Here is a 25841-nt window from a genome sequence, read left to right as displayed (position 1 = left end):
GGTCGCGTACGGCCGGACCGGCCGTACGGGTTGCGCCCGTCTGATAGATGTGGAGGCCCCCAAATCAACCCCCGAGCAGATACGGGACGACGGACATGAGCGCCCCAACCCCGGCCCCCGGCGACGACAGGCCCCGCGAAGGGTATTACCCGGACCCCTCCATTCCTGGATACGTCCGGTACTGGAACGGTGCCTCCTGGGTGGCCGGCACCAGTCGGCCGGCGCCCAAGGACGGTGAGCCGCTCGCCCCGCCGCCCGGCGTGCGGCCCGCGGCACCCGCGGCGGCTTCCGTGGCCCCTGTGGCCTCCGTGGAGGAGACCGGGCCGCACTTCTTCGACGAGGACCCGGTGGAGGAGCCGCCCGCCGCGTCCCCGCACGGCGGCCGTCCGGAGGCCGCCCCGGCCTGGGACGCGGGGCAGCACGGAAGCGAGCGCGTCGCGTGGCCCGACGCGCAGGGAACCGACCCGAGGGTGCCGCACGCGCGGACCGCACCCGGCGGAGGCCGGACACCGGCGGCCCCCGCCGCACCGGCGCTCCCGGAACACCCCGGGCCGGCCGGCACCGGATCACCGGACGGGGCCTCCCCGTCCGGCCGGTCCGCCACCACGGGACCGGCTCCCACCGGCGCCGCAGCGTCCGCGCCCGCCGCGGCCGGCCCCGCCGCGGCCGGACCGGCGTACGGGGACCCGGCCGCCGGTGACGGCTCCGCCGAGGGCCGCACCGCCCGGCCCGGCGTCTCGTCCACGCCCGCCGACGCGGAGGCCGGGGCCGGCAGCACCGTCGTCTTCCGCCGCCCGACGGCCGGACCGCGGACGGCCCCGGCCACCGACGGCCCCGGGGCCGACGAGGGCACCATCACCTTCCGCGCCGTTCCTCCGGGCGCGGCGCGACAGAAGGGAACACCGGCGTCCGGCGCCCCGGACACCGGCACCTCACCCGCAACGGGCGGCCCCGGCTTCGCCACCGGGGCCGCCGGCCGGGGCGCGGCGGGCCCCCAGCCGATTCCCGCGGCCGTCCCGACGGCCCTCTCCGGCCCGCAGCGGGTCGGCGGCCCGGCGACCGGCCCCGCCGCCCCCCGGCAGCCCGCCGTCCCCCGGCATGCCCAGCCCCAGCCCGCCGCCGTCCCCGCCCCGGTCGCCGTCGGCCCCGGTGGCGGGCAGGCATCCTGGGCGCAGCAGGTGCACCAGCTCGCCGGGACCGGCGGGGACGAGCAGCCCGTCGCGCCCTGGAAGCCGCCGGTCGACGACGTCTTCCAGGCCGCCGCCCGACGCCAGGCCGCGGCCCGCCCCGCCGGACTCGGCAAGCGGCTGGCCGCCCGGCTGATCGACACCGTCGTCCTGGCCGGCGTCACCGCCGTGGCCGCCGTGCCCCTCGGCGGCAAGGCGATCGACCACGTCAACGACAAGATCGACGCGGCCAAGCTCTCCGGCGAGACCGTCACCGTCTGGCTGCTCGACGGCACGACGGGCACGTACCTGGGCATCGTGCTGGCCGTCCTGCTGCTCTTCGGCGTCGTCTACGAGGCGCTGCCCACCGTCAGGTGGGGCCGCACCCTGGGCAAGAAGCTGCTGGGCCTGGAAGTGCGGGACATCGAGGCCCACGAGCCCCCGTCCCTCGGCGCCGCGCTGCGCCGCTGGCTGGTCTACAGCGTCCCCGGCCTCCTGGCGGTCGGCGTCGTCGGCGTCGCGTGGTGCCTGTTCGACCGCCCGTGGCACCAGTGCTGGCACGACAAGGCGGCCCGCACGTTCGTCGCGGGCTGACGTGACGGGGGCGGCCGGGTGCGGCTGCCTCGCGGCCGGCTGCGGGTGCGTGGGTGGTCGCTCGCGCCCCGCGTCGGAGCCGCTGATGTCACAGCCCCGCGTCCCTTGAGGCACCTGCGGTGGACGCGCCCCGAAGGGGCGCGGGGCTGTATCGGACAGGCGGCTCCGCCGCGTGGGCGCGAGCACCCACCCGCGCACCCGCCGACGCGCCCGCAGCCCCGCCCCCGACGGTGGCGTGCCCAGGCCGGGAGCGTACTCCGGACGGCCGCTCGCCGGATGCGCGGCCGGGGGGTTCGCGGTCGACTCGGGCCATGAGCAGCGAACCGCCCCACGGCCCCGGCGGGCAGCCGCCCGAGGACGACCCGTTGAGAAAGCCTCCCCCGTCCGCGGGCGGCACGGGCTCGCCGTACGACAATCCGCCGCCGTACGGAGGCGGCGAACCCCCGCCCCACGGCGGAGGGCCCTACGGCGGCGGTCCTTACGGCGGCGGTCCTTACGGCGGTGACCCGTACGGCGGCGGTTCCCACCCCACCGACCCGCTGGCCGGGATGCCGCCGCTCGCGGACAGCGGCCGGCGCACGCTCGCCCGCATCGTCGACATGATCCTCGTGGGCATCGTGGTCTGGCTGCTCAGCTGGGCGTTCGGCGTCCAGGAGTACCAGGTCGACGGCGACCAGGTCGCGGTCGGCAAGTCCTTCTGGCAGTCCCTGATCGCCGCCGTGCTCTACATCGCCTACGACACCTACATGACCGCCCGCACCGGCCAGACGCTCGGCAAGAAGTGGCTCGGCATGCGGGTGGCCGACCTGGACAACGGCGCCACGCCCTCCGTGCAGACCTCGCTGGTCCGGGCCCTGGTGCTGTGGATCCCGTTCGCGTTCTGCTGCGCCTGCGTGTGGACGATCATCGCGGGCGGCTGGAGTTTCTTCGACAAGCCCTACAAGCAGGGCCTGCACGACAAGGCGGCCAAGACAGTGGTGGTCAGCGTCCGTTGAGGGCGGCGGGGTCCGTTCTCAGGCGGCCCGGCCCCGCGCCGACTCGCCGGCCCCCGCGTGGATCCGGGAGGCGGCCCGCACCGGTTCCTCGGCCGCGGCGGGCCGCAGGGCGGACACCGGGCGGGTCCTCGGCTGCGGGACCGTCAGGGCGACCAGCAGCCCGAGGGCGAGAGCGGCGACGGCGACGACCGCGACTCCCGGACCCGAACTCGTCCGTGACAGCAGCAGCATGGCGAGCGTCGAGACGATCACGGTGCACGAACCGTAGGCGAACTGGGCGGCAGTCGGACGGGGCATGGCCATCGTGTCCTCGGAAGGCGATCTGTGGGTAAGGCCGGGCGTCAGCCTGGCTTTCCGCCGACCCCCGGGCGTTCCGCCAAACGACTCTAACGGGCTGTGTGCCCGAGTGGAACAAACAGTAAGCGTGACCTAACCGACAGGGCAGGTGCACGGGGGGCGCACGGATTCATGGTGCCGGACGCGGGGCCCGTCCCACGCGCCCGCGGGCCGTGGACGGTGTCCGCAAAACGAACGACGGCTCCGCATAGTGCACTTGTCCTGCTCAAGTCAAGGTCTGTCTTTTCGCGCGAACCTCTAGTCGAATGTCGTCACTTGACTACACGCGTTGATCACGTGTGCGCGGACTTTGCCATGTCCTGGTCCCCCGATCCGCGCGCGTGCACGCGGGGGAGGAACTCAAGTGACCAGCAGATCCTGGACGTTCAGAGCCGCGGCGGCCGCCGTGGCGCTCGCCGCGGCGGGAGCCACCCTGTCCGCCGCCACCGTGGCGTACGCGGACTCGCCCACCCGCCCGGTGGCCGCGGAGGGCAACGACCCGCATCCCGCCAAGGGCATGAAGTCGCACGACCTCGACGGCCCGCTCAGCAAGACGCAGGAGGCCCAGCGCGAGGAGGCGCTGAAGCAGGTCATATCCGGCCAGGCCTCGGTGAAGAACAGGGACGGCTCCAAGGTCGTCGAGCTCAAGAGCCGCAAGGGCGACAGCAAGTACGTCGAGCTGGGCCGCGAGAAGACCGACAAGATCTTCACGATCCTGGTCGAGTTCGGCGACAAGGTCGACAGCCGCTACGGCGGCACCCCCGGCCCGCTGCACAACCAGATAGCCAAGCCGAACCGGAAGACGGACAACTCCACGGCCTGGAAGGAGGACTACGACCAGCAGCACTACCAGGACCTGTACTTCGGTACCGGCAAGGGCGTCAACTCGCTCAAGACGTACTACGAGAAGCAGTCCTCCGGCCGTTACTCGGTCGACGGCGAGGTCTCCGACTGGGTCAAGATCCCCTACAACGAGGCCCGTTACGGCTCCAACAAGTGCGACCCGGACAACTGCGCCTGGTTCGCGGTGCAGGACGGCGTCAACGCCTGGGTCGAGCAGCAGAAGGCGGCCGGCCGGACCGACGCCCAGATCAAGGCCGACCTCGCCGAGTACGACCAGTGGGACCGCTACGACTTCGACGGCGACGGCGACTTCAACGAGGCCGACGGCTACATCGACCACTTCCAGCTCGTGCACGCCGGTGAGGACGAGTCCGCCGGCGGCGGCGCGCAGGGCGAGGACGCGATCTGGGCCCACCGCTGGTACGCCTTCGGCACCGACGCCGGCGCCACCGGCCCCGCCGACAACAAGCTGGGCGGCACGCAGATCGGCTCCACCGGTGTCTGGGTCGGCGACTACACCATCCAGCCGGAGAACGGCGGACTCGGCGTCTTCGCCCACGAGTACGGCCACGACCTCGGCCTGCCGGACCACTACGACACCGCCGGCGGCGACAACTCCACCGGTTTCTGGACGCTCATGTCGGCCGGCTCCTGGCTCGGCACCGGCCGCAACGAGATCGGTGACCTGCCCGGCGACATGAACGCCTGGGACAAGCTCACGCTCAACTGGCTGAACTTCGACACCGCCAAGGCGGGCGTCAACTCCTGGCACAAGCTGGGCGTGGCCGAGTACAACACCAAGCACAAGCAGGGCCTGGTCGTCCAGCTCCCCGAGAAGGCGGTCACCACCGAGCTCGTCGCTCCCGCCGAGGGCAGGACCCAGTGGTGGAGCGGCAGCGGCAACGACCTCAAGAACACGCTGACCCGCAGCGTCGACCTCACCGGCAAGTCGTCGGCGGCCCTCTCGCTCGACGCCTGGTACGAGATCGAGCGGGACTACGACTTCCTGTACGCCGAGGTGTCCACCGACGGCGGCGCCAACTGGACGGCTCTGGACGGCACGTTCGACGGCCGGCGGATCGGCCGTGACGGCAGCGACAAGCCGGCGCTGAGCGGCACGGTCGACGCCTACGGCAAACTCGTGTACCCGCTCGACGCCTACGCCGGCAAGAAGATCGACCTGCGCTTCCGCTACCAGACCGACGGCGGCCTGGCCATGAAGGGCTTCGCCGCCGACCGGATCTCGGTCACGGCCGACGGCACGGCGCTCTTCTCCGACGACGTCGAGACCGCCGACGCCGCGTGGTCCGCGAAGGGCTTCACCCGCCAGGGCGCGTCCTTCACCAAGAACTACGCGCAGTACTACATCGCCGAGAACCGGCAGTACGTGTCGTACGACAAGACGCTGCAGACCGGCCCGTACAACTTCGGCTTCACGCAGCGCCCGGACTGGGTCGAGCACTACCCGTACCAGAACGGCCTGCTGATCTGGAAGTGGGACACCTCCCAGGCGGACAACAACACCAGCCAGCACCCGGGCACCGGCCTGGTCCTGCCGGTCGACTCGCACCCGACCGCGATGAAGTGGAAGGACGGCACCCTGCTGCGCAACCGCGTCCAGGCGTACGACTCGCCGTTCAGCCTCTACCGCACGGACGCCATCACGCTGCACAAGGCGGACGTGGCGACGTACTTCCCGGGCTCGAAGGGCGTCCCGGTCTTCAACGACCGCAAGAACACCTACTACGACCCGGCGAACCCGACCGGCGGTGTCAGGATCACTGACACCAACACGCAGATCAAGATCCTCAAGGAGGCCAAGGACGGCTCGACGATCGAGCTGGAGGTCGGCCCCGCAGGTAGGTAATCGGTAACTGCGCAGGTCAGAGCATGATCGGCGGTGACCCTCTGGCGGGTCGCCGCCGATCCGTGTTTAGGTGCGTCCTGTGGCTCGCTTATTGACACCGGAACCCGCACCGACCGACACGGGGGTATGACCGCATGGCCGCAGGAGGCTTCTGCAAGCTGCCGGACGGCATGGTGGTGGTGGCGCTGAACCTGCCCAGCCCCGCCGGGCCGGAGGCCGGGGGAGTGCGCTTCCTCGTCCACGCCCAGAACCGGGCGCGCGCCCTGACCAGGCTGCGCAACCTGGGGCTGCGCAGCGTCTACCTGCGGGGCAACGCGGCCCCGCCGTCCCCGGACGAGGTCACCGCGGTCCTGCACCACCCGGACGGCCTGATATGGCGCACGGCACCGGTGGCGGGGGCCGTGGGCGGCCCGGACCTGGTCCAGGAGCTGTGGCACCCGATCCGGGCCCTGCTCAGACGCCCCGCCACCCGGACGTAGCCCCTGCGGGCGACCGGGGCCGGGTCCCTACTGGACGACCGGCTTCCCCGACAGCTCCACGCCCGCCTCCCGCAGCTCCTCCAGCGCACGCTCGGTCGTCTCCGGGGCGACCCCGGCGGTCAGGTCCAGGAGCACCTGGGTGCGGAAGCCCTCCCGGGCGGCGTCCAGGGCGGTGGCCCTGACGCAGTGGTCCGTGGCGATGCCGACGACGTCGACCTCGTCGATCTGCCGGGCGCGCAGCCAGTCGGCGAGCGTCGTGCCGTTCTCGTCGGTGCCCTCGAAGCCGCTGTAGGCCGCCGAGTACGCCCCCTTGTCGAAGACGGCGTCGATGGCGCCGGAGGCGACGGCGGGGGCGAAGTTCGGGTGGAAGCCCACGCCCTCCGTGCCGGCGACGCAGTGCGCCGGCCAGGAGTGGACGTAGTCGGGGTTGTCGGCGAAGTGGCCGCCCGGCGCTATGTGGTGGTCGCGGGTGGCCACGACGTGGCGGTAGCCGGCGGGCGCCTGCCCGATCAGCTCGGTGATGGCGGCGGCCACGTCGGCACCGCCGGTCACCGCGAGGCTGCCTCCCTCGCAGAAGTCGTTCTGCACGTCTACGACGATCAGGGCGCGGCGCATGGGCGGTGTCCTTCGGCTGGGTCGACCGGGGATCGGTGGGGAACGGGGGGCTGGACGGGACGGGCGGTGCGGGCCTTTTCGCGGCGCACCAGCATTAGCTACCCGAGCCCCCGTGGACGTACTCCGTCGGAATGACGGGTTCCCCCCGGGACAGCTGGGTCGCGGACAGCGGCAGGTTGGCGCGGGCGGCGGCGTGCCGGTCCCGGGCGACGTCCAGCGGCTCGCGGGCGACGACCTCGCCGCCCTTGACCAGCTGGACCAGCAGCTGCCGGTCGGCCAGCTCGGAGGGGACCGGGCCGGTGCCGACGACCTCGGCCTCGGCGTAGCCGTGGGGGTCCAGGCGGCGGGCGGCCCACTTGCGGCCGCCGATCGAGGTCTTGCCGCCGCTGGACTTCTTGGCCACCGGCACCAGTGGCGCCCCGGCGGCGTCGGACTCGGCGCGGGCGACCAGCTTGTAGACCATGGAGGCCGTCGGGTGCCCGGACCCGGTCACCAGCTGGGTGCCGACGCCGTAGGCGTCCACGGGGGCCGCCGCCAGCGAGGCGATGGCGTACTCGTCCAGGTCGGAGGTGACGACGATCTTCGTCCCGGCGGCGCCCAGCTCGTCCAGCTGCTGGCGCACCCGGTGCGCGACCAGCAGCAGGTCGCCGGAGTCGATGCGCACGGCGCCCAGCTCGGGCCCGGCCACCTCCACGGCGGTGCGGACGGCCTCGGTGACGTCGTAGGTGTCCACGAGCAGCGTGGTGCCCCGGCCCAGGGAGTCGACCTGGGCGCGGAACGCGTCGCGCTCGGTGTCGTGGAGCAGGGTGAAGGCGTGGGCGGAGGTGCCGACGGTGGGGATGTTGTAGCGGAAGCCGGCGGCCAGGTCGGAGGTGGTCGCGAAGCCGCCGACGTAGGCGGCGCGGGCGGCGGCCACCGCGGCCAGCTCGTGGGTGCGGCGGGCGCCCATCTCGATCAGCGGCCGGTCACCGGCGGCGGAGGCCATGCGGGAGGCGGCGGCGGCGATCGCCGAGTCGTGGTTGAGGATGGACAGGAGCACCGTCTCCAGCAGCACGCACTCGCCGAAGGTCCCCTCGACCCGCATGATCGGCGAGCCGGGGAAGTACACCTCGCCCTCCGGGTAGCCCCAGATGTCACCGCTGAAGCGGTAGTCGGCGAGCCAGTCCAGCGTCTCGCCGTCGACGATGTCCTTCTCGCGCAGGAAGCGCAGCACGCCGGCGTCGAAGCGGAAGTTCTCCACCGCGTCCAGCACCCGTCCGGTGCCCGCCACGACGCCGTAGCGGCGCCCGTCGGGCAGCCGCCGGGTGAAGACCTCGAACACGCTCCGCCGTGAGGCCGTGCCCGCCTTCAGAGCGGCTCGGAGCATGGTCAGCTCGTACTGGTCCGTGAAGAGCGCCGTCGAGGGGACGTCCACCGGCAGCCCAAGGTCCGCTGTGTTCATGGCAGGGATCGTACCCCCATTTCGTCAGTCTGACGATTTGTGGTTCCGTGGCGTTGCCCACAGGCCCGTTTGTGCGGGTGCCCCCCTGTGGTGGCAGCATGGGCAGTGTGACGGCAGCCGCACCCATGGAGATCGAGAAGACCGAGTCGGCGGAGGAGGTCTTCGCCGTACCCGAACCCGACGTGCCCTGGGTGACGATCGTGCACAACGACCCCGTCAACCTCATGAGCTACGTGACCTACGTCTTCCAGTCGTACTTCGGCTATTCGAAGGACAAGGCCACCAAGCTCATGCTCGACGTCCACCACAAGGGCCGGGCGGTCGTCTCCAGCGGCAGCCGCGAGGAGATGGAACGGGACGTCCAGGCCATGCACGGCTACGGCCTGTGGGCCACTCTCCAGCAGGACCGGAAATGACCGACGCCCGCCCGCAGGACGGAAGCAGCTGAATCACCTCCATGCCAGGACAGTTCGAACCGCTCCCCGGCGGCGGCGCGGCCGTCGCCCTCGACGACGTCGAGATCTCCATCATCCGCTCGCTCGCGGTCCAGCTCCTGGAGCTGATCGGCCCCGGCCCCGCCGAGAACACCTCCGACGACCCGCTCGCCGAACTCTTCGCCGACGGCCCCAGCGAGCCGCCCTCCGACCCGGTGCTGCGCCGCCTGTTCCCGGACGCCTACGTCGACCCCGAGGGCACCCCGCGGGCGGAGGAGGCCGAGGAGCAGCGGGCGCACTCCGCCGAGTTCCGCCGCTACACCGAGAACGACCTGCGCGCCGGCAAGCGCGAGAACGCGCTCGCGGTGATCCGCGCCCTGGACGCCCTGGCGTCCGCGTCGGCGTCGGCGGGCGGGGACGGCGCGGTGCTGAAGCTGTCGCCGGACGAGTCCCGGCGGTGGCTGGGCGCCCTGAACGACCTGCGCCTGGCGATCGGCTCCCGGCTGGAGATCACCGACGAGGACGACTCCGACCTGCTCTACCGGCTCCCCGACGAGGACCCGCGCAAGCCGATGGTGATGGCGTACCTGTGGCTGGGCGGGCTCCAGGAGACGCTGGTCGCCACCCTGATGCCCTGACCTGTACGGGAATGTCCGGGGACGCCGGGGTCGTGGTGCGTGTGTCCGCTCAGGGGACGTTCACGTCCGCATAACGATCCTGTGAAAACGCGGCCCCCGTCTGCCCCGTTCCGGTGGCCTTTGTCCACTTCTCCTTGTGTGATGCGTCACAGGGCTCACCTGTGATCTCCGGTGCCGCCGTGATAAATCTTCACGACCGCCCGGCGAACACCACCCGAATGTTCGGCCGGGTGCGCCACCGAGCCGGTAACCGCCGGCCAGGCACGAGCAGGCCCGTGAAGCCCGCTCAGCTCCATCATCCGGGGGGATCGAGATCCGATCCGCGGCCGACTCAAGGCCCGGGTCGGTATGGAGAAAGGCGCACCACTCATGACCTCTGCGCAGGTCGACCAGCATCGCGACGGCAACGAGGCCGTGCAGCACGAGGGCGGCGAGGGATATCAGCGCGGGCTCGGTGCCCGGCAGATCCAGATGATCGCCATCGGCGGTGCCATCGGCACCGGCCTGTTCCTCGGCGCGGGCAAGGGCATCTCCAAGGCCGGCCCCAGCCTGATCCTCGCCTACGCCATCGCCGGCCTGGTCATCTTCCTCATCATGCGGGCGCTCGGCGAGCTGCTGATGTACCGCCCGGTGTCCGGCTCCTTCTCGGAGTACGCCCGCGAGTTCATCGGCCCCTTCGCGGGCTTCGTGACCGGCTGGACGTACTGGCTGTTCTGGGTCGTCACCGGCATCACCGAGGTCACCGCCGCGGCGGCCTACATGACGTACTGGTGGGACATCCCGCAATGGGTGTCCGCCCTGGTCTTCACGGTCGTCCTGTACGGCGCGAACCTCATCTCCGTGAAGCTCTTCGGTGAGCTGGAGTTCTGGTTCTCGATGGTCAAGGTCACCGCGATCATCGGCATGATCCTCATCTGCGCCGGTGTCCTGACCGTCGGCTTCTCGGACGCCGGCGACACCGCCTCCGTCTCCCACCTCTGGAACGACGGCGGCTTCTTCCCCAACGGCGTCGGCAGCAGCCTGATGACCCTGCAGATGGTCATGTTCGCCTTCCTCGCCGTCGAGCTGGTCGGCGTCACCGCGGGCGAGTCCAAGGACCCCAAGACCGTCCTGCCCAAGGCGATCAACACCGTGCCGTGGCGCATCGCCGTCTTCTACGTCGGCGCGCTGATCATGATCCTGTCGGTGGTGCCGTGGACGCACTTCCAGCCGGGCGTCAGCCCCTTCGTCGCCGCCTTCGAGAAGATGGGCCTCGCCGCCGGCGCGGGCATCGTGAACTTCGTCGTCCTGACGGCCGCGCTGTCCTCGTGCAACTCCGGCATGTACTCCACCGGCCGCATGCTGCGCGACCTCGCGCTCAACAGCCAGGGCCCGAAGTTCTTCACCAAGCTGACCCGCAGCGGCACCCCGCTCGCCGGCACGACGGTCTCCGCCGCGCTGATGATGGTCGGCGTCTGGATCAACTACCAGTGGCCGGGCAAGGCGTTCGACTACGTGGTGTCCTTCGCGACCATCTCCGGCATGTGGGCCTGGATCATGATCCTGATCTCCCAGATCCGCTACCGCGCCAAGGCGGACCGCGGCGAACTGCCCCGCTCGGACTTCCGCGCCCCCGGCGCCCCGTACACGAGCTGGTTCGCGCTCGCCTTCATCGCCATGGTGATCGTGCTGATGGGCATCGACAAGGACGCCCGCATCTCGCTGTACTGCGCACCGCTGTGGGGCCTGCTCCTCCTGGTGTCCTACCTGGTGCTCAAGAGCCGCAACCCCCAGGCCGCGGCCTTCGCCAAGCGCCGCTGACGCACCCCGCCGGGACGTCCGGCCGCCGGGAGCCCTCGGGGCGCCCACGGCGGCCACCGCTCAGGACGTCCGGCATACGGGCCGTTCCGTACCACCCCTCGGTACGGAACGGCCCCTCTGCTTATCCTGGCCGACATGCTGACCCTCACCCAGGCCCTCTACGACCAGATCGTCGCCCACGCCCGCAAGGACCACCCCGACGAGGCGTGCGGCGTCGTCGCGGGCCCGGCCGGCTCGGACCGCCCCGAGCGTTTCATCCCCATGCTGAACGCGGCCATGTCGCCCACCTTCTACGAGTTCGACTCGGGCGACCTCCTCAAGCTCTACCGCGAGATGGACGACCGCGACGAGGAGCCGGTGATCATCTACCACTCCCACACCGCCACCGAGGCCCACCCCTCCCGCACCGACATCTCCTACGCCAACGAACCCGGCGCCCACTACGTCCTCGTCTCCACCGCCGACACCGACGGCCTCGGCGACTTCCAGTTCCGCTCCTTCCGGATCGTGGACGGCGAGGTCACGGAGGAGGAGGTCACGGTGGTGGAGGCGTACTGATCTCACCCCGCGGATGAAAACTGTCCGAAGCATGAGATCACACTCCGGAAGCCGGACCGGGAATCGATACGATGACCCCATGGTTCTTCTCGACGTGAGCGAAAAGGCGCCGGGCACACTGCTCGTGGCGCGGCTGCACGTCGACCTGTGCAGGCTGAACAGCGCCATCTGTTGATCTTCCGCTGCCGCCGTACGGCCGTGAGCCGCGGCGGGCCGCCGCGTGCCGCAGCGCGCCCCACCGAACCCACGACACCTTCCGACAGGAGCCCTCAGCCATGGCCATCGAGGTCCGCATCCCCACCATCCTCCGCCAGTACACCGACGGCCAGAAGGCGGTGGAGGGCAAGGGCGACACCCTCACCGAGCTCTTCGCCGACCTCGAGACCCGGCACGCGGGCATTCAGGACCGACTCATCGACAAGGCGAACGGCGACCAGCTGCGCCGCTTCGTCAACGTCTACCTGAACGACGAGGACGTCCGCTTCCTCGACGGCATCAACACCAAGCTCACCGACGGCGACAGCATCACGATCCTGCCGGCCGTCGCCGGCGGTATGGCCTGATCGGGATGCGGTACGACTCCCCGCTGGCCGCGGTGGGCAACACCCCCCTGGTGCGCCTGCCGCGGCTGTCGCCGTCCGACGACGTCCGCATCTGGGCCAAGCTGGAGGACCGCAACCCCACCGGCTCGATCAAGGACCGCCCCGCCCTGCACATGATCGAGCAGGCGGAGAAGGACGGCCGCCTCGTCCCCGGCTGCACCATCCTCGAGCCCACCTCCGGCAACACCGGCATCTCGCTGGCCATGGCCGCCAAGCTCAAGGGCTACCGCATCGTCTGCGTGATGCCCGAGAACACCTCGCAGGAACGCCGGGACCTGCTCGCCATGTGGGGCGCCGAGATCATCTCCTCCCCGGCCGCGGGCGGTTCCAACACCGCCGTACGGGTCGCCAAGGAACTCTCCGCCGAGCACCCCGACTGGGTGATGCTCTACCAGTACGGCAACCCGGACAACGCCGGCGCCCACTACGCGACGACCGGCCCCGAGATCCTCGCCGACCTGCCCTCCGTCACCCACTTCGTGGCCGGCCTCGGCACCACCGGCACCCTCATGGGCGTCGGCCGCTACCTGCGCGAGCACAAACCCGACGTGAAGATCGTCGCCGCCGAACCGCGCTACGACGACCTGGTCTACGGCCTGCGCAACCTCGACGAGGGCTTCGTGCCCGAGCTGTACGACGCCTCCGTGCTCACCACCCGCTTCTCGGTGGGCTCGGCCGACGCGGTCACCCGCACCCGCGAACTCCTCCAGCAGGAGGGCATCTTCGCGGGCGTCTCCACCGGCGCCGCCCTGCACGCCGCCATCGGCGTCGGCACCAAGGCGCTCAAGGCGGGACAGAGCGCGGACATCGTGTTCGTCGTCGCCGACGGCGGCTGGAAGTACCTCTCCACCGGCGTCTACACCGCCGCCACCACCGAAGAGGCCATCGAGACCCTCCAGGGCCAGCTCTGGGCCTAGGCCGTGTCCGCGAAGTCCCTCCTGCCCCGCGACGCCCGGCACGCTCCCCCGGAGGGGGTGCCCCACTCGCCGCGCCGGACGAAAGCCCGAGTACGTCCAGTACGAGGGCTTCCGGCTGGCACTCCCCCCCCAGCCTCCGGCCGGGGGACCCTCAGAGCACGCGCCGGACGCCGCTCCTCACCGGGCGAACGTCGCCTGCCGCGGCACTAGTACGAGGGACTGCGCCCGGCACTCCCCCCAGCCTCCGGCCGGGGGGACCCCCAGAGCACGCGCCGGACGCCGCAGGGCCCGCCCTCCGGGCGGACGGAGGGACTTCGCGGACACGAGACCTGGCGCCTCACCGGGCGAGGTGCCGCACCTGGTCCCACAGGGCCGGGTCCACCTCGCCCACCCGGCGCCGGAAGTCCCCCACCGGCACCCGGCGCAGCTCGTCCGTCTCCAGGAAGCTCGTCCGCCCCCGGCCGTCCCCGACCGCCCCCGGCGGCAGCGGGATCACCCCGGCCCGCCCCTCCCGGTACCTGCTGGTGATCTTCGCGACCAGCACCTGCCGCCCGCGCACCGCGATCACCAGGCACGGCCGGTCCTTCGCGCCCCGGGTGTCCTCGTAGGGCACCCTCGCCCACCAGATCTCCGCCGGCCGCGGCCCGACCGCCCGGCCCCGCGGACCCCGGGGACGCCCCGGCGGACGCCGACCGCCCGCGGGCCGCCGCCGCGCGCCCCAGCCGTCGACGAACACGGCGACGAGCGCGAGCAGCACCACCGCCGCGAGCGCGAGCCACCAGGACGTGTCCATACCGACGACGTTACCGGCGCACACCCGCATCACGCGCCCCCACCACGGCCCCGCGCGCCCCACGTCCAGCCGAACCGGTGACACCACAGGTGAGTTCGCCCACAACGGCCCCTGGCGGAGGAGCGACCAAAGGTTTTGCGCCTTACGCTCGACGGACCGCACGACCCCCGTCTCTCCACACCCGCCAGCGGAGGTTTCTGCTTCATGAAGCTCACCGTCGTCGGCTGCTCGGGGTCGTTCCCGTCCGCGGAATCGGCCTGCTCGAGCTACCTCGTCGAGGCCGACGGCTTCCGGCTGCTCCTCGACCTGGGCAACGGCGCTCTCGGCGAGTTGCAGCGCCACTGCGGTCTCTACGACCTCGACGCGATCTTCCTCAGCCACCTGCACGCCGACCACTGCATCGACATGTGCGCCTACTTCGTGGCGCGCTACTACCGGCACGACGGCGGCCGCTGCGACCCCCTCCCCGTCTACGGACCCGAGGGCACCGAGCACCGGCTCACCACCGCCTACGCCGACACCCCCTCCGCGTCGTCGATGAGCGAGGTCTTCGACTTCCACACGGTCAAGCCGTCCACCTTCGAGGTCGGCCCCTTCACCGTGCACACCGAGCGCGTCGCCCACCCCGTGGAGGCCTACGCGATCCGCGTCGAGCACGGCGGCCGGTCGCTGACGTACTCCGGCGACACCGGCACCACCCCCGTGCTGGACGAACTCGCCCGCGACACCGACCTGTTCCTGTGCGAGGCCGCCTTCACGCACGGCAAGGAGAACATCCCCGACCTGCACCTCAACGGCCGCGAGGCGGGTCAGACCGCGACCCGGGCCGGCGCCCGCCGCCTGGTCCTCACCCACATCCCCCCGTGGACCGACCCGCGGATCAACCTGGCCGACGCCCGCGGGGCCTACGCCGGCCCGGTGGAGGTGGCGGCGCCGGGCGCGGTGTACGAGGTCTGACGCGAACGCGACGAGGCCCCCGGAGCGTGTGCTCGCTCCGGGGGCCTCGGTCGTGCCGTGCGGCGGGACCTCACGCCTTGGTGAGGTCCTCGACCTCCTCCTCGGGCTCGCGGCCCGGGGTCTTGAGGTCGAACTTGACGATCGCGAAGCGGAACGCCGCGTAGTAGATCGCCGCGAACACCAGGCCGATCGGAATGATCAGCCACGGCTTGGTCGCCAGGTGCCAGTTCAGGGCGTAGTCGATGAAGCCGGCCGAGAAGTTGAAGCCGGCGTGCACCCCGAGACCCCAGGTCACCGCCATCGACACGGCCGTCAGCACCGCGTGCAGCACGTACAGGACCGGCGCGATGAACATGAACGAGAACTCGATCGGCTCGGTCACACCGGTGACGAACGAGGTCAGGGCGAGCGAGACCATCATGCCGAGGACGGCCTTGCGGCGCTCCGGGCGGGCACAGTGGGCGATGGCGATCGCGGCGGCCGGCAGACCGAACATCATGATCGGGAAGAAACCGGCCTGGAACAGACCGGCGTTCGGGTCGCCGGCCAGGAAGCGGGTGATGTCGCCGTGCACGACCTCACCGGCGGAGTCGGTGAAGTCGCCCAGCTGGAACCAGGCCACCGTGTTGACGAACTGGTGCATGCCGACCGGGATCAGCGCGCGGTTCACACCGCCGAACAGGGCGGCGCCGCCGGAGCCGAGGCCGGTCATCCACTCGCCGAAGTTCGAGATGCCGGTGCCGATGGGCTCCCAGACCAGACCGAAGAAGACGCCGACGACGATGCCGACGAACGCCATGATGATCGGCACGAGCCGGCGGCCGTTGAAGAAGCCGAGCCAGTCCACCAGCTTGGTGCGGTGGAACCGCTGCCACAGCACGGCGGAGAGCAGACCCATGATGATGCCGCCGAGCACACCCGGGTCGTTGTACGTCGCGGCGATGTCCTCGCCCTTCTGGACCACCGCCTCGGTGACCGGGAAGGCTTCCAGGACCTTGCTGTAGACGAGGAAGCCGACCACCGCGGCCAGCGCGGTCGAGCCGTCCGCCTTCTTGGCGAAGCCGATGGCCACGCCTATGCAGAACAGGATCGGCAGCGAGCCGGTGAGGGCACCGCCCGCGTTGTTGAAGACGGCGGCGACCTTGTCCCAGCCGAGGCCGTCCTTGCCGAAGATGTCGTCCTGGCCGAGCCGGACCATGATGCCCGCTGCCGGCAGTACGGCGATCGGGAGCTGCAGGCTGCGGCCGACCTTCTGCAGGCCCTGGAAAAGGCCCTGTCCCCGCTTCTTCGCGGGGGCCGCCGTTGCGGTGGCGGTGCTCATACGTCCTCCATCGGGAGATGGTCTACACCACTCAGTGGTGTAGACCTGTTGTAGCACGGTGAAGGCCGCATAAGGAACCCGCGAATCCGCTGTCGCGGCACTACGCGCAGTACCGGCCGAGGCTCCGGATCAGACCCCCCGAGAGCGCGCCGAAGGCCCCCGGACCAGAAGTCCGGGGGCCTTCGCGAGACCACACCACAAGAGTACGTGAGGTCTACACCTTGGTGACGTCCTCGACCTCGTCCTCCGGCTCCCGCCCCGGCGTCTTCAGATCGAACCGCGTGATCGCGAACCGGAAGACCACGTAGTACACCACCGCGAAGCACAGACCGATCGGAATGATCAGCCACGGCCTCGTCGCCAGGTTCCAGTTGATGACGTAGTCGATCAGCCCCGCCGAGAAACTGAACCCGTCGTGCACCCCCAGCCCCCACGTCACCGCCATCGACACACCCGTCAACACCGCGTGCACCGCGTACAACGCCGGCGCGATGAACAGGAACGAGTACTCCAGCGGCTCGGTGATGCCCGTCACGAACGACGTCAGCGCCACCGACAGCATCAGACCGCCGACCTCCTTGCGGCGATGCGGCTTCGCGCAGTGCGTGATCGCCAGCGCCGCCGCCGGCAGCGCGAACATCATGATCGGGAAGAAGCCGCTGGTGAACTGACCCGCGTCCGGATCCCCCGCCAGGAACATGTTGATGTCACCGTGCACCACCGTCCCGTCCGGCTTCGTGAAACTGCCGAACTGGAACCACATCGGAACGTTCAGGAACTGATGCAGCCCGATCACCAGCAGCGCCCGGTTCGCCAGCCCGAACACCCCCGCACCCCACGCGCCGATCCCGTTCAGCCAGTCGCTGAAACCCTCCAGCGCGTCACCGATCGGCGGCCACACCCACAGACACAGCGCCGCGAACACGATCGCCACGAACGCCATGACGATCGGCACCAGCCGCCGCCCGTTGAAGAAACCCAGCCAGTCCACCAGCCTCGTCCGGTGGAACCGCTGCCAGAAGTACGCCGACAGCAGCCCCATCACGATGCCGCCGAACACCCCCGGATTCTGGAACACGAACGCCGTCACCGTGCCCGACCCGTCGGTCACCTGACAGCCGACCTGCGGAACCGCCCTCGACCCCTCCGGACAGTCCTCCGGGAACTGCCGCAGCACAGTGAAGTAGACGAGGAACCCCACCACCGCCGCCAGCGCCGTCGAACCGTCCGCCTTCTTCGCCATCCCGATCGCCACACCGACGCAGAACAGCAGCGGCAGCCCCAGCGAACCGTCGAGCAGGGCACCGCCCGCCCCCGTCATCACCTTCGAGACGTCCGTCCAGCCCAGACCGTCGGCCCCGAACACGTCCGGCTGCCCCAGCCGGTTCAGAATGCCCGCGGCCGGCAGCACCGCGATGGGCAGCTGAAGACTGCGCCCCATCTTCTGCAGACCCTGGAACCACGTGTTCCAGCGCGCGCGAGCAGGGCCGGCCGCACTGTCGGCACTCATCCGGTCTCCATCCGGTCGCCGGTACACTGGTGTAGACCAGTTGCGGGACGGTTCCGCCGTCGTGACGCCATCATTCGGCAGACACCACATGACCGCTCGCGAAGATGGGCCAACTGTGGGTTACTGCCACAAAGCGGTTCGGATCAGGGAGAAGGAACATGGCCAGCAAGGCTGAGAAGATCGTCGCCGGCCTCGGCGGCATCGACAACATCGACGAGATCGAAGGCTGCATCACCCGCCTCCGCACCGAAGTCAACGACCCCACCCTGGTCGACGACGCCGCCCTCAAGGCCGCCGGCGCCCACGGCGTCGTCAAGATGGGCACCGCCATCCAGGTCGTCATCGGCACCGACGCCGACCCCATCGCCGCGGAGATCGAAGACATGATGTGAACCACCGGTTCACCGGCAAGGGGTCTGTCCCACTGCGGGCCAGGCCCCTTCCCCATGGCCCGCTAGGCTCACCCGCATGTCACGAATCGACGGCCGCACCCCCCAACAGCTCCGCCCCGTCACCATCGAACGCGGCTGGAGCAAGCACGCCGAAGGCTCCGTCCTCATCTCCTTCGGCGACACCAAAGTCCTCTGCACCGCCTCCGTCACCGAAGGCGTCCCCCGCTGGCGCAAAGGCAGCGGCGAAGGCTGGGTCACCGCCGAATACGCCATGCTGCCCCGCGCCACCAACACCCGCGGCGACCGCGAATCCGTCAAGGGCCGCATCGGCGGCCGCACCCACGAGATCAGCCGCCTCATCGGCCGCTCCCTGCGCGCCGTCATCGACTACAAGGCACTCGGCGAGAACACCGTCGTCCTCGACTGCGACGTCCTCCAGGCCGACGGCGGCACCCGCACCGCCGCCATCACCGGCGCCTACGTCGCCCTCGCCGACGCCATCGGCTGGGCCCAGGCCAAGAAGATCGTCAAGCCCGGCCGCAAACCCCTCACCGGCACCGTCTCCGCCGTCTCCGTCGGCATCGTCGCCGGCACCCCCCTCCTCGACCTCCGCTACGAGGAAGACGTCCGCGCCGACACCGACATGAACGTCGTCTGCACCGGAGACGGCCGCTTCGTCGAGGTCCAGGGCACCGCCGAAGCGGAACCCTTCGCCCGCGACGAACTCAACGCCCTCCTCGACCTCGCCACCGCAGGCTGCGCGGAACTGGCCGACCTCCAGCGCAAGGCACTCGACACCACCCTCGAAAAGTAAAGACGGCCCCAAGAAAAAGACGCCCGGCACGCAACTCGACCGCCCACCGCCGCGTCTTCGGCAGTACGGGCGTACGGCCCACCACCGTACGCCCGGCGCACCACCACACACGGGCCGACCGGCCCTGTCACAAAGGGGCCGACCGGCCCTGACCCAAGGGGAGGACCGAGACCCATGGCCGCGACCCGACGCAGCCGCCGTCGCCGCACCGCATACGCCGCCGCAGCCCTGGCGACCGCCGCCCTGACCATGGGCCTCACCACCGGCTGCGACGCCGTCGACAAGGCCCTCGACTGCGTCCAGACCGCCGACGCCATCGCCGACAGCGTCACCGCACTCCAGCAAGCCGTCGAGAACGCCTCCAACGACCCCACCCAACTCGAGGAATCCCTCGACTCCATAGACGAGAACCTCGACAAGATCGGCGACAAGACCGACGACGCCGACGTCGACAAAGCCGTCGACGACCTCGGCAAGGCCGTCGACAACGTCCGCACGTCCGTCAAGAACGGCGACAACACCCCCGACCTCAGCCCCGTCACCGACGCGGCCGGCGAACTGACGAAGGTCTGCACACCGTGAAGGAAGGTTTCCGGGGTCCGGAATACTGGACCCCATGACCCGCCTGATCCTCGCCACCCGCAACGCCGGAAAGATCACCGAACTCAGGGCCATCCTCGCCGACGCGGGCCTGCCCCACGAACTCGTCGGCGCGGACGCCTACCCCCACGTCCCCGACGTCAAGGAGACCGGCGTCACCTTCGCCGAGAACGCCCTCCTCAAGGCCCACGCCCTCGCCCGGGCCACCGGCCTGCCTGCCGTCGCCGACGACTCCGGCCTCTGCGTCGACGTCCTGAACGGCGCCCCCGGCATCTTCTCCGCCCGCTGGGCCGGCCGCCACGGCGACGACAAGGCCAACCTGGACCTCCTCCTCGCCCAGATCGCCGACATCGCCGACGAACACCGCGGCGCCCACTTCGCCTGCGCGGCGGCACTGGCCCTGCCCGACGGCACGGAGAGGGTGGTCGAGGGCCAACTGAGAGGCACCCTGCGCCACGCCCCCGCCGGCACGGGCGGCTTCGGCTACGACCCGATCCTCCAGCCGGAGGGGGAGTCCCGCACCTGCGCGGAACTGAGCGCGGAGGAGAAGAACGCGATCAGCCACCGCGGCAAGGCGTTCCGGGCGCTGGTACCGGTGGTACGGGAGCTGCTGGGCTGAGTGATGGTAGAGGGGCCGCCCGTTGAGCGGCCCCTCTGTGTGTGCGGCCGGTGGGACTCGAACCCACACGGGTGTGAACCCACTGGGACCTAAACCCAGCATGACTGCCAAATTCCATCACGGCCGCTCAAAAACGGTCATCACGCTCGACCGGCGGCATTCAGTGTACGGGGGGAACGGGTCACCTCGCGAGGGGCGCCCTGCCCTTCCGGCGACACCAGGTCTCCGTCAGGGCGTGGCAGTTGGGGCAGAGATACCGCAGGTTCTCCCTGCGGTTGTCCCGCCAGTTCCCGTTGACGTGATCGATCTGCAACGTGATGCGCTGCCCCAGCCACTCCCCGGTGCTCCCGCAGGTTTCGCATGCATAGGGCACGCCGATCTCCGTCAGGGCCCGGTGGAGCTGACTCCTGTTCGTACGCCCGGCACCGGGAGGCAGGACGACGAGCACTCGTGGAGCAATGGGCTCGGGTGCGGGACGCTCCGGCCGAGCCCATGAACTGCGTTTGAAGTGACTTGTATCGAGACCGAGCCGACTTGACGCTCGTCGGACACGGCGGTGGTTGGTGTCGTTGACGTCCAGGCCGAGACGCCGCATCACGTCGGCATGACTTGTCGAGCGTTCCACCGCCTCCCGCAACTTGTCTTCTGGGATCCCGACTCGACGGTGGGAGAAGTGCCCTGTGTCGATGCCCTGGGTGTGCAGCATGCGCTTCAAGGTCGCGCGGGAGCGGCTGTCGTCCGGTACACCCAGGGCCCGGGCGACGCCGCGGATGCTCGTCGCCCCCGCCGCGGCGGCGCTCAGCTCCTGCGATGTGAACGGCAGGTCGGGTTCGGGCTGCTTGAGCCCGGGGAAATGGCTGACGTCGATTCCCGCAGCGCAGATCCGGCGGCGAATATGGGACAGCGTCCCGGTGGCTGGAGTGGCGCCCAGCTTCAGTGCCACTTCGCGGAGCGAGGACGAGGAAGCGGCGGCCTCTGCGATCGCGGCGTCCGGATACTTATGCCATGGGCTGCGCTTGACGAAGTGACTCGTGTCGAGCCCCTGAGCGGTGACTTTCTCCTGGAGTACCCGTCGTTGACCTCCGCTTGTCCGAAGCCCCAGCCGTCGCATCAGGTCTGCCCAGTTGCGAGCTTCGGCGACGGCCGCCGCAAGCTGCTCCTTGCCGTATGCACCGGTCCCCATTGAGCCCCTCCGTCCTCGGCCGCGTGTTCATGGCCTCGTACGGAGTAACGAACCGTTTATCGGACGGTCACGTGCGGAATGCGGAGGGGCCCGTACCGGATCGTGTCGGTACGGGCCCCGCCGGGGGTTCTCAGATGCCCAGGTCCTTGATGATCTTGGCCACGTGGCCCGTCGCGCGGACGTTGTACAGGGCGTGTTCGACCTTGCCCTCCTCGTCCACGACGATCGTGGAGCGGATGACGCCCTGGTAGGTCTTGCCGTAGTTCTTCTTCTCGCCGTAGGCGCCGTAGGCGTCGAGGACCTTCTTGTCCGGGTCGGCGAGGAGGGTGACCTTGAGGGACTCGGCCTCGCGGAACCTGGCGAGCTTCTCCGGCTTGTCGGGGGAGATGCCGAGCACGTCGTAGCCGGCGGCGGCCAGCAGCTCCAGGTTGTCCGTGAAGTCGCAGGCCTGCTTCGTGCAGCCGGGGGTAAGCGCGGCAGGGTAGAAGTAGACGATGACCTTGCGGCCCTTGTGGTCGGCCAGGGACACCTGGTTGCCGTCGGCGTCCGGGAGGGTGAAGGCGGGGGCCGGGTCCCCCGGCTGGAGTCGCTCGCTCATCGGGCCAGCGTAACCGGGGGTCCTGGGAGTGCAGAGAGACGAGTAGCTGACAGACTGTCCGCAACAGCGTCAGCAGACTTCGGAGGCCGTACGGTGGCGGACACGTCGGACATCAGAACCCCGGCGCAGATCGAGGCGGACATCAGGCGCCGCCGCGAGGTGCTGGCCGAGACGCTCGACGAGATCGGGGTGCGGGTGCACCCGAAGACGATCGTGGGCGATGCGAAGGCCAAGGTCGCTTCCAGCGTCGATCACACACTCGGACGGGCGTACGTCCAGGTCAATCGTGTGGTCAGCGATGTGAAGTCGCAGTTCGTGGACGAGGAGGGCTCGCCGCGGATGGAGCGGGTGGTGCCCGTGGCGCTCGTCGTGGTCGGGGTGGTGGGGCTGCTCGCCCTCGGTACCCGGCGGCGTAAGGGCTGAGGCGGGGCAGGTAGGTTTCAGGGCGTGAGCGCCAACAGAAACGAGCACAGTTCCCCGGACGACAAGCTGCCCATCCGGATGCTGCACGACCGTGTACTCGTGCGGCAGGACACCAGTGAGGGCGAGCGGCGTTCCGGGGGCGGGATCCTGATTCCCGCCACGGCGGCGGTCGGCCGGCGGCTGGCGTGGGCCGAGGTCGTCGCGGTGGGGCAGAACGTGCGGACGGTGGAGCCCGGTGACCGGGTGCTGTTCGATCCGGAGGACCGGGCGGAGGTCGAGGTGCGGGGTACCGCGTACGTGCTGATGCGCGAGCGGGATCTGCACGCGGTGGCCGCGGACCGGTTCGAGGGGTCGGAGGATTCGACCGGGTTGTACCTGTAGGGCAGCGGTTCTGCCCGTGGGGCAGTGGCGAAGGGGCTGGTGATCGAGGTCACCGGCCCCTTTCGGCTGTCTTTGCTAGCGTGGGGGGCATCCCGACGAGACGCGCCGTACCGGGTTGAAGGCAAAGACGACGCACCACCGTTCAGTTCGCTCCACGGAGGTGCCTGTCATGGCGTGGGTTCTGCTGGTCGTCGCCGGTCTGCTCGAGGTCGGCTGGTCGGTCGGGATGAAGTACACCGAGGGTTTCACGCGGCTGTGGCCGAGTCTGTTCACCGGTGCCGGGATCGTCGCGAGCATGTTGTTGCTGTCGTACGCGGCCCGGACGCTGCCCATCGGTACCGCCTACGGCGTGTGGGTGGGGATCGGTGCGGCCGGTGCGGCGGTGCTCGGCATGGTGGTGCTGGGTGAGCCGGCGACCGCCGCCCGGATCTTCTTCATCTGTCTGCTGCTGGTCGCCGTGGTGGGGCTGAAGGCGACCTCGGGTCACTGACCCGGTGCGGGGTCAGTGGTCCCGCGGGGTGCCGGGGAGGCCGCCGACGAGTCCGCCGGGGCCCGTTCCGTCGCCGTCCGCGCCGCCGGGGTCGTCGCCGTCGTCGCCGTTGTCCCCGTCCCCGTTCCCGTTCCCGTCCCCGTCTCCGCCGCCGGTGGGGCCGGGTTCGGTGGTGGGGCCGCCGGTGGTGGGGCCGCCGCCGGTGGCGGGGTTGTCGTCGCCGCCGGTGCGGCCCGGCTCGGTGCTGGTGCCTCCGCCGCCGCCCGGGGTGGCGGGGCCGGTCTCCCGGCCGTCGGTTCCGTTCTCGTCGCCGGTGCCGTCGTCGGACTCGTCGCCCGTGCCGGTGTCGTCGGAGGGGTCGGCGGAGGGGGGTGCGGTGACGTCGGCGCCGGCCTGGAGCTGGAGGTCGAAGCCGGTGACCGGTTCGCCCTTGAGGGCGTTGCGGGTGTACTGGGCCCAGATCTCGGCGGGTGCTCCGCCGCCGTTGATGCGGTCGAGGCCCATGACGCCGTAGAGGGACTTGTGGGCGGCGGTCTTCGGATCCTGGCCCATGACGGCGACGACGGTGGCGAGGTCGGGGGTGTAGCCGGCGAACCAGGCGGCGGTGTCCTCCTCGGCGGTGCCGGTCTTGCCGGCGGCGGGGCGGCCGGCGGCCTGGGCGGCGGTGGCGGTGCCGTTCTGGACGACGCTGCGCAGGACGGACGTGGTGGTGTCGGCGGCTTCGCGGCTGACGGCCTGGCGTTCGCGCCTCTGGGGGAGGTCGATCTCGTGCTTGCCCTCCTTCGTGATCTTCTCGACGAGGACGTAGGGGGTGTGCCGGCCGTGGTTGGCGAGGGTGGCGTAGGCCTGGGCCATGTCGAGGGGGCTGGCGGTGGCGGTGCCGAGGGCGATGGCGGGGCCTTCCGGCATCTCGGGGGTGTCGGCGGCCAGTCCGAGGTCGATCGCGGTCTGTTTGACCTTGGCGGGGCCGACGTCGACGGCCATCTGGGCGTAGACGGCGTTGACGGATTTGTCGGTGGCTTCGCGGACGGTGATGTCGCCGTAGTCGCGGTGGTCTTCGTTCTCGGGGTTGTAGCGGGTGCCGGTCCAGCCCTGGACGGTGCGTTCGCTGTCGCCGTTGTAGATCGTGTTGGGGTTGATCATGCGGCCGTCCTGGGTGTCGGAGTGGTTCTCGACGGCCGCGGTGAAGACGAAGGGTTTGAAGGTGGAGCCGACCTGGAAGTCGCGGCGGGTGGCGTTGGGTGTGTACTGCTTGACGTAGTCGATGCCGTTGTACATGGCGACGACCTTGCCGGTCTTCGGTTCGACGGAGGCGCCGCCGGCGCGGACGTAGGTGTCGGCCTTGCGGTCCTTGTCCAGTTCGGACATGAGCTTGTCGTCGACGGCTTCGACGAAGGCGTCCTGTTTGTCCTTCTGGAGGGTGGTGGTGATGCGGTAGCCGCCGCGGGCGAGGTCTTCCTCGTCGACGATGTCGTTGCTGATCAGGTAGTTCTTGACGATGTTGACGACGTAGCCGCGCTGTCCGGACATGCTGGTGGAGACGGTGGTCTTCTTGGGCGCGGGGAATGTCAGTCCGGCGCGGTCGGCCCGGCTGAGCCACTTCATCTTGACCATGCCGTCCAGGACGTAGTTCCAGCGGGCTTCGGCGGCGGCCTTGTTCTCGGGGTGGGCGACGACGTCGTACTCGCTGGGTGCGTTGAGCAGGGAGGCGAGGTAGGCGCCCTGGGCGGCGGTGAGCTTGGTGGCGTCGATGCCGTAGTAGGCCTGGGCGGCGGCCTGGATGCCGTAGGCGCCGCGGCCGAAGAAGCTGGTGTTGAGGTAGCCCTCGAGGATGTCGTTCTTGCTCTTCTCCCGGTCGAGTTTGATCGAGATGAAGAATTCCTTCGCCTTGCGGGTGACGGTCTGTTCCTGGGCGAGGTAGTAGTTCTTGACGTACTGCTGGGTGATGGTGGAGCCGGACTGCTTGCCCTTGCCGGTGGCGGTGTTCCAGCCGGCGCGGATCATCGCCTTGGGGTCGATGGCGGACTCGGTGTAGAAGTCGCGGTCCTCGGCGGCGAGGACGGCGTGCTGGGCGTCCTCGGAGATCCGGGAGAGACTGACGTTCTCGCGGTTGACCTCGCCGTCGCGGGCGAGGACGGTGCCGTCGGCGTAGAGGTAGACGTTGCTCTGCTTGGTGGCGAGGGCGTTGGCCGACGGGATCTGTACCAGTGAGTAGCCGAGGAAGAAGCCGCCGATCAGCAGCAGGACGCCGACGACGAAGGCGCTCAGTGTCATGCGCCAGGTGGGGATCAGCCGGCGCCATCCGGTCCGCTTGGGCCTCTTCGGTTTCTTCGGCGTCGCCGTTCCCGGTTGCGAGCCCTGGTCGGGCTGCTGCGGCTCGTCGCTCATCTCGTGCACGGACTCCTGTTTCGCGTCGTACGGTCTGGTCTCGTACGGCCTTGTACGCTTCTGCGCCCTCTGGAGAAGACTCTCGCA

Annotated in this window: 28 protein-coding genes, 1 tRNA gene and 1 riboswitch; of the genes, 19 read left to right on the top strand and 10 right to left on the bottom strand. The window is 70.3% G+C overall.

From position 1 onward, the window contains the following. The first annotated feature begins 95 nt into the window (after positions 1-95). Positions 96-1760, top strand: coding sequence for an RDD family protein (locus ACIRFH_RS21285; RefSeq protein WP_403522933.1), 1665 nt, complete (start codon positions 96-98; stop codon positions 1758-1760). 311 nt (positions 1761-2071) lie between these two features. Continuing rightward, positions 2072-2755: an RDD family protein gene (locus ACIRFH_RS21280; protein ID WP_403522930.1), complete on the top strand. Its 684-nt coding sequence runs from the start codon at positions 2072-2074 to the stop codon at positions 2753-2755. 18 nt (positions 2756-2773) lie between these two features. On the opposite strand, the gene ACIRFH_RS21275 is transcribed toward ACIRFH_RS21280, so the two are convergent. Further along, on the bottom strand, positions 2774-3052 hold the full coding sequence (locus ACIRFH_RS21275; protein WP_403522927.1) for a hypothetical protein: 279 nt from the start codon (positions 3050-3052) through the stop codon (positions 2774-2776). A 403-nt stretch (positions 3053-3455) separates the two neighbouring features. Between ACIRFH_RS21275 and ACIRFH_RS21270 the strand changes: the two genes are divergently transcribed. Both ACIRFH_RS21270 and ACIRFH_RS21265 read left to right on the top strand, forming a co-directional pair. Next, a complete protein-coding gene (locus ACIRFH_RS21270) occupies positions 3456-5801 on the top strand; it encodes an immune inhibitor A domain-containing protein (protein WP_403522924.1) in 2346 nt (781 codons plus the stop codon). Between the two features lie 134 nt (positions 5802-5935). Then, positions 5936-6280, top strand: coding sequence for a hypothetical protein (locus ACIRFH_RS21265; RefSeq protein WP_403522921.1), 345 nt, complete (start codon positions 5936-5938; stop codon positions 6278-6280). Positions 6281-6307: 27 nt separating this feature from the next. On the opposite strand, the gene ACIRFH_RS21260 is transcribed toward ACIRFH_RS21265, so the two are convergent. Further along, positions 6308-6895, bottom strand: a complete 588-nt coding sequence (locus ACIRFH_RS21260) for a nicotinamidase (protein ID WP_077801232.1) — start codon at positions 6893-6895, stop codon at positions 6308-6310. A gap of 94 nt (positions 6896-6989) precedes the next feature. Further along, on the bottom strand, positions 6990-8336 hold the full coding sequence (locus ACIRFH_RS21255) for a nicotinate phosphoribosyltransferase (RefSeq protein ID WP_403522919.1): 1347 nt from the start codon (positions 8334-8336) through the stop codon (positions 6990-6992). Positions 8337-8434: 98 nt separating this feature from the next. On the opposite strand from ACIRFH_RS21255, the gene clpS reads away from it, so the two are divergent. From clpS to ACIRFH_RS21220, 7 genes are all read left to right on the top strand, one after another. After that, entirely contained in the window at positions 8435-8752 is a 318-nt protein-coding gene (clpS, locus tag ACIRFH_RS21250; RefSeq protein WP_361566931.1) for an ATP-dependent Clp protease adapter ClpS, read from the top strand. 41 nt (positions 8753-8793) lie between these two features. Further along, complete coding sequence (locus ACIRFH_RS21245; RefSeq protein WP_403522916.1) at positions 8794-9408, top strand: DUF2017 domain-containing protein; 615 nt, start codon at positions 8794-8796, stop codon at positions 9406-9408. A 369-nt stretch (positions 9409-9777) separates the two neighbouring features. Beyond that, positions 9778-11208 carry an amino acid permease gene (locus ACIRFH_RS21240; RefSeq protein WP_403522913.1) on the top strand — a complete coding sequence of 477 codons (1431 nt, stop codon included), beginning with the start codon at positions 9778-9780 and terminating at the stop codon, positions 11206-11208. A gap of 135 nt (positions 11209-11343) precedes the next feature. Beyond that, positions 11344-11766 carry a Mov34/MPN/PAD-1 family protein gene (locus ACIRFH_RS21235; RefSeq protein ID WP_403522910.1) on the top strand — a complete coding sequence of 141 codons (423 nt, stop codon included), beginning with the start codon at positions 11344-11346 and terminating at the stop codon, positions 11764-11766. Between the two features lie 79 nt (positions 11767-11845). Further along, a complete protein-coding gene (locus ACIRFH_RS21230; RefSeq protein ID WP_310873142.1) occupies positions 11846-11941 on the top strand; it encodes a putative leader peptide in 96 nt (31 codons plus the stop codon). A 100-nt stretch (positions 11942-12041) separates the two neighbouring features. Beyond that, a complete protein-coding gene (locus tag ACIRFH_RS21225; RefSeq protein WP_403522906.1) occupies positions 12042-12329 on the top strand; it encodes a MoaD/ThiS family protein in 288 nt (95 codons plus the stop codon). A gap of 5 nt (positions 12330-12334) precedes the next feature. After that, entirely contained in the window at positions 12335-13285 is a 951-nt protein-coding gene (locus ACIRFH_RS21220) for a PLP-dependent cysteine synthase family protein (RefSeq protein ID WP_403522904.1), read from the top strand. Positions 13286-13622: 337 nt separating this feature from the next. Here the strand turns inward: ACIRFH_RS21220 and ACIRFH_RS21215 are convergent, their stop codons facing one another. Next, complete coding sequence (locus ACIRFH_RS21215) at positions 13623-14078, bottom strand: type II toxin-antitoxin system PemK/MazF family toxin (protein WP_403522902.1); 456 nt, start codon at positions 14076-14078, stop codon at positions 13623-13625. 204 nt (positions 14079-14282) lie between these two features. Between ACIRFH_RS21215 and ACIRFH_RS21210 the strand changes: the two genes are divergently transcribed. Continuing rightward, on the top strand, positions 14283-15035 hold the full coding sequence (locus ACIRFH_RS21210; RefSeq protein ID WP_403522899.1) for an MBL fold metallo-hydrolase: 753 nt from the start codon (positions 14283-14285) through the stop codon (positions 15033-15035). A gap of 70 nt (positions 15036-15105) precedes the next feature. Here ACIRFH_RS21210 and ACIRFH_RS21205 read toward each other — a convergent pair whose 3' ends face one another. Then, positions 15106-16356: a PTS transporter subunit EIIC gene (locus ACIRFH_RS21205; RefSeq protein WP_403522896.1), complete on the bottom strand. Its 1251-nt coding sequence runs from the start codon at positions 16354-16356 to the stop codon at positions 15106-15108. A 214-nt stretch (positions 16357-16570) separates the two neighbouring features. Then, a complete protein-coding gene (locus ACIRFH_RS21200) occupies positions 16571-17866 on the bottom strand; it encodes a PTS transporter subunit EIIC (protein WP_403523120.1) in 1296 nt (431 codons plus the stop codon). A 158-nt stretch (positions 17867-18024) separates the two neighbouring features. On the opposite strand from ACIRFH_RS21200, the gene ACIRFH_RS21195 reads away from it, so the two are divergent. The 4 genes from ACIRFH_RS21195 (at position 18025) to rdgB (ending at position 20291) form a co-directional block, all read left to right on the top strand. Beyond that, positions 18025-18258, top strand: a complete 234-nt coding sequence (locus ACIRFH_RS21195) for a glucose PTS transporter subunit EIIB (protein ID WP_403522893.1) — start codon at positions 18025-18027, stop codon at positions 18256-18258. A gap of 76 nt (positions 18259-18334) precedes the next feature. Beyond that, the gene (gene rph, locus ACIRFH_RS21190) at positions 18335-19072 is read left to right on the top strand and encodes a ribonuclease PH (protein ID WP_403522890.1); all 738 of its coding nucleotides are present in this window, start codon (positions 18335-18337) and stop codon (positions 19070-19072) included. A 174-nt stretch (positions 19073-19246) separates the two neighbouring features. Further along, positions 19247-19654, top strand: a complete 408-nt coding sequence (locus ACIRFH_RS21185; RefSeq protein WP_403522887.1) for a hypothetical protein — start codon at positions 19247-19249, stop codon at positions 19652-19654. Positions 19655-19688: 34 nt separating this feature from the next. Next, positions 19689-20291 (top strand): RdgB/HAM1 family non-canonical purine NTP pyrophosphatase, encoded by a 603-nt coding sequence (rdgB, locus tag ACIRFH_RS21180; RefSeq protein ID WP_403522884.1) that lies wholly within the window; start codon positions 19689-19691, stop codon positions 20289-20291. 42 nt (positions 20292-20333) lie between these two features. Here rdgB and ACIRFH_RS21175 read toward each other — a convergent pair. From ACIRFH_RS21175 to bcp, 3 genes are all read right to left on the bottom strand, one after another. Continuing rightward, a tRNA-Leu gene (locus tag ACIRFH_RS21175) sits at positions 20334-20418 on the bottom strand. Between the two features lie 54 nt (positions 20419-20472). After that, positions 20473-21474, bottom strand: a complete 1002-nt coding sequence (locus ACIRFH_RS21170) for an HNH endonuclease (RefSeq protein ID WP_403522882.1) — start codon at positions 21472-21474, stop codon at positions 20473-20475. Between the two features lie 130 nt (positions 21475-21604). After that, complete coding sequence (gene bcp / locus ACIRFH_RS21165; protein ID WP_403522879.1) at positions 21605-22072, bottom strand: thioredoxin-dependent thiol peroxidase; 468 nt, start codon at positions 22070-22072, stop codon at positions 21605-21607. A 93-nt stretch (positions 22073-22165) separates the two neighbouring features. On the opposite strand from bcp, the gene ACIRFH_RS21160 reads away from it, so the two are divergent. The 3 genes from ACIRFH_RS21160 to ACIRFH_RS21150 all read left to right on the top strand — a co-directional run bounded on the left by ACIRFH_RS21160 (position 22166) and on the right by ACIRFH_RS21150 (position 23366). Beyond that, positions 22166-22495 (top strand): DUF3618 domain-containing protein, encoded by a 330-nt coding sequence (locus ACIRFH_RS21160; RefSeq protein ID WP_403522877.1) that lies wholly within the window; start codon positions 22166-22168, stop codon positions 22493-22495. A 78-nt stretch (positions 22496-22573) separates the two neighbouring features. Beyond that, the gene (locus ACIRFH_RS21155; protein WP_199293027.1) at positions 22574-22876 is read left to right on the top strand and encodes a co-chaperone GroES; all 303 of its coding nucleotides are present in this window, start codon (positions 22574-22576) and stop codon (positions 22874-22876) included. Positions 22877-22939: 63 nt separating this feature from the next. Next, positions 22940-23013, top strand: a riboswitch (guanidine-III (ykkC-III) riboswitch). A gap of 32 nt (positions 23014-23045) precedes the next feature. Further along, a complete protein-coding gene (locus ACIRFH_RS21150) occupies positions 23046-23366 on the top strand; it encodes a multidrug efflux SMR transporter (protein WP_077801210.1) in 321 nt (106 codons plus the stop codon). Between the two features lie 12 nt (positions 23367-23378). On the opposite strand, the gene ACIRFH_RS21145 is transcribed toward ACIRFH_RS21150, so the two are convergent. Further along, a complete protein-coding gene (locus ACIRFH_RS21145; RefSeq protein WP_403522874.1) occupies positions 23379-25754 on the bottom strand; it encodes a transglycosylase domain-containing protein in 2376 nt (791 codons plus the stop codon). Positions 25755-25841: the final 87 nt, after the last annotated feature.

The sequence above is a fragment of the Streptomyces sp. NPDC093586 genome, from assembly GCF_044764905.1.
Taxonomy (GTDB): domain Bacteria; phylum Actinomycetota; class Actinomycetes; order Streptomycetales; family Streptomycetaceae; genus Streptomyces.
The sequence above is the reverse complement of the archived record's forward strand: the minus strand, read 5'-3'. Positions and strand labels throughout refer to the sequence as shown.

Bases quoted from the DNA above. Each gene is read 5' to 3' on its own strand.
- ACIRFH_RS21285 (WP_403522933.1), top strand. From the start codon at position 96: ATGAGCGCCCCAACCCCGGCCCCCGGCGACGACAGGCCCCGCGAAGGG.
- ACIRFH_RS21280 (WP_403522930.1), top strand. From the start codon at position 2,072: ATGAGCAGCGAACCGCCCCACGGCCCCGGCGGGCAGCCGCCCGAGGAC.
- ACIRFH_RS21275 (WP_403522927.1), bottom strand. From the start codon at position 3,052: ATGCCCCGTCCGACTGCCGCCCAGTTCGCCTACGGTTCGTGCACCGTG.
- ACIRFH_RS21265 (WP_403522921.1), top strand. From the start codon at position 5,936: ATGGCCGCAGGAGGCTTCTGCAAGCTGCCGGACGGCATGGTGGTGGTG.
- ACIRFH_RS21260 (WP_077801232.1), bottom strand. From the start codon at position 6,895: ATGCGCCGCGCCCTGATCGTCGTAGACGTGCAGAACGACTTCTGCGAG.
- ACIRFH_RS21255 (WP_403522919.1), bottom strand. From the start codon at position 8,336: ATGAACACAGCGGACCTTGGGCTGCCGGTGGACGTCCCCTCGACGGCG.
- clpS (WP_361566931.1), top strand. From the start codon at position 8,435: ATGGGCAGTGTGACGGCAGCCGCACCCATGGAGATCGAGAAGACCGAG.
- ACIRFH_RS21245 (WP_403522916.1), top strand. From the start codon at position 8,794: ATGCCAGGACAGTTCGAACCGCTCCCCGGCGGCGGCGCGGCCGTCGCC.
- ACIRFH_RS21240 (WP_403522913.1), top strand. From the start codon at position 9,778: ATGACCTCTGCGCAGGTCGACCAGCATCGCGACGGCAACGAGGCCGTG.
- ACIRFH_RS21235 (WP_403522910.1), top strand. From the start codon at position 11,344: ATGCTGACCCTCACCCAGGCCCTCTACGACCAGATCGTCGCCCACGCC.
- ACIRFH_RS21230 (WP_310873142.1), top strand. From the start codon at position 11,846: ATGGTTCTTCTCGACGTGAGCGAAAAGGCGCCGGGCACACTGCTCGTG.
- ACIRFH_RS21225 (WP_403522906.1), top strand. From the start codon at position 12,042: ATGGCCATCGAGGTCCGCATCCCCACCATCCTCCGCCAGTACACCGAC.
- ACIRFH_RS21220 (WP_403522904.1), top strand. From the start codon at position 12,335: ATGCGGTACGACTCCCCGCTGGCCGCGGTGGGCAACACCCCCCTGGTG.
- ACIRFH_RS21215 (WP_403522902.1), bottom strand. From the start codon at position 14,078: ATGGACACGTCCTGGTGGCTCGCGCTCGCGGCGGTGGTGCTGCTCGCG.
- ACIRFH_RS21210 (WP_403522899.1), top strand. From the start codon at position 14,283: ATGAAGCTCACCGTCGTCGGCTGCTCGGGGTCGTTCCCGTCCGCGGAA.
- ACIRFH_RS21205 (WP_403522896.1), bottom strand. From the start codon at position 16,356: ATGAGCACCGCCACCGCAACGGCGGCCCCCGCGAAGAAGCGGGGACAG.
- ACIRFH_RS21200 (WP_403523120.1), bottom strand. From the start codon at position 17,866: ATGAGTGCCGACAGTGCGGCCGGCCCTGCTCGCGCGCGCTGGAACACG.
- ACIRFH_RS21195 (WP_403522893.1), top strand. From the start codon at position 18,025: ATGGCCAGCAAGGCTGAGAAGATCGTCGCCGGCCTCGGCGGCATCGAC.
- rph (WP_403522890.1), top strand. From the start codon at position 18,335: ATGTCACGAATCGACGGCCGCACCCCCCAACAGCTCCGCCCCGTCACC.
- ACIRFH_RS21185 (WP_403522887.1), top strand. From the start codon at position 19,247: ATGGCCGCGACCCGACGCAGCCGCCGTCGCCGCACCGCATACGCCGCC.
- rdgB (WP_403522884.1), top strand. From the start codon at position 19,689: ATGACCCGCCTGATCCTCGCCACCCGCAACGCCGGAAAGATCACCGAA.
- ACIRFH_RS21170 (WP_403522882.1), bottom strand. From the start codon at position 21,474: ATGGGGACCGGTGCATACGGCAAGGAGCAGCTTGCGGCGGCCGTCGCC.
- bcp (WP_403522879.1), bottom strand. From the start codon at position 22,072: ATGAGCGAGCGACTCCAGCCGGGGGACCCGGCCCCCGCCTTCACCCTC.
- ACIRFH_RS21155 (WP_199293027.1), top strand. From the start codon at position 22,574: ATGCTGCACGACCGTGTACTCGTGCGGCAGGACACCAGTGAGGGCGAG.
- ACIRFH_RS21150 (WP_077801210.1), top strand. From the start codon at position 23,046: ATGGCGTGGGTTCTGCTGGTCGTCGCCGGTCTGCTCGAGGTCGGCTGG.
- ACIRFH_RS21145 (WP_403522874.1), bottom strand. From the start codon at position 25,754: ATGAGCGACGAGCCGCAGCAGCCCGACCAGGGCTCGCAACCGGGAACG.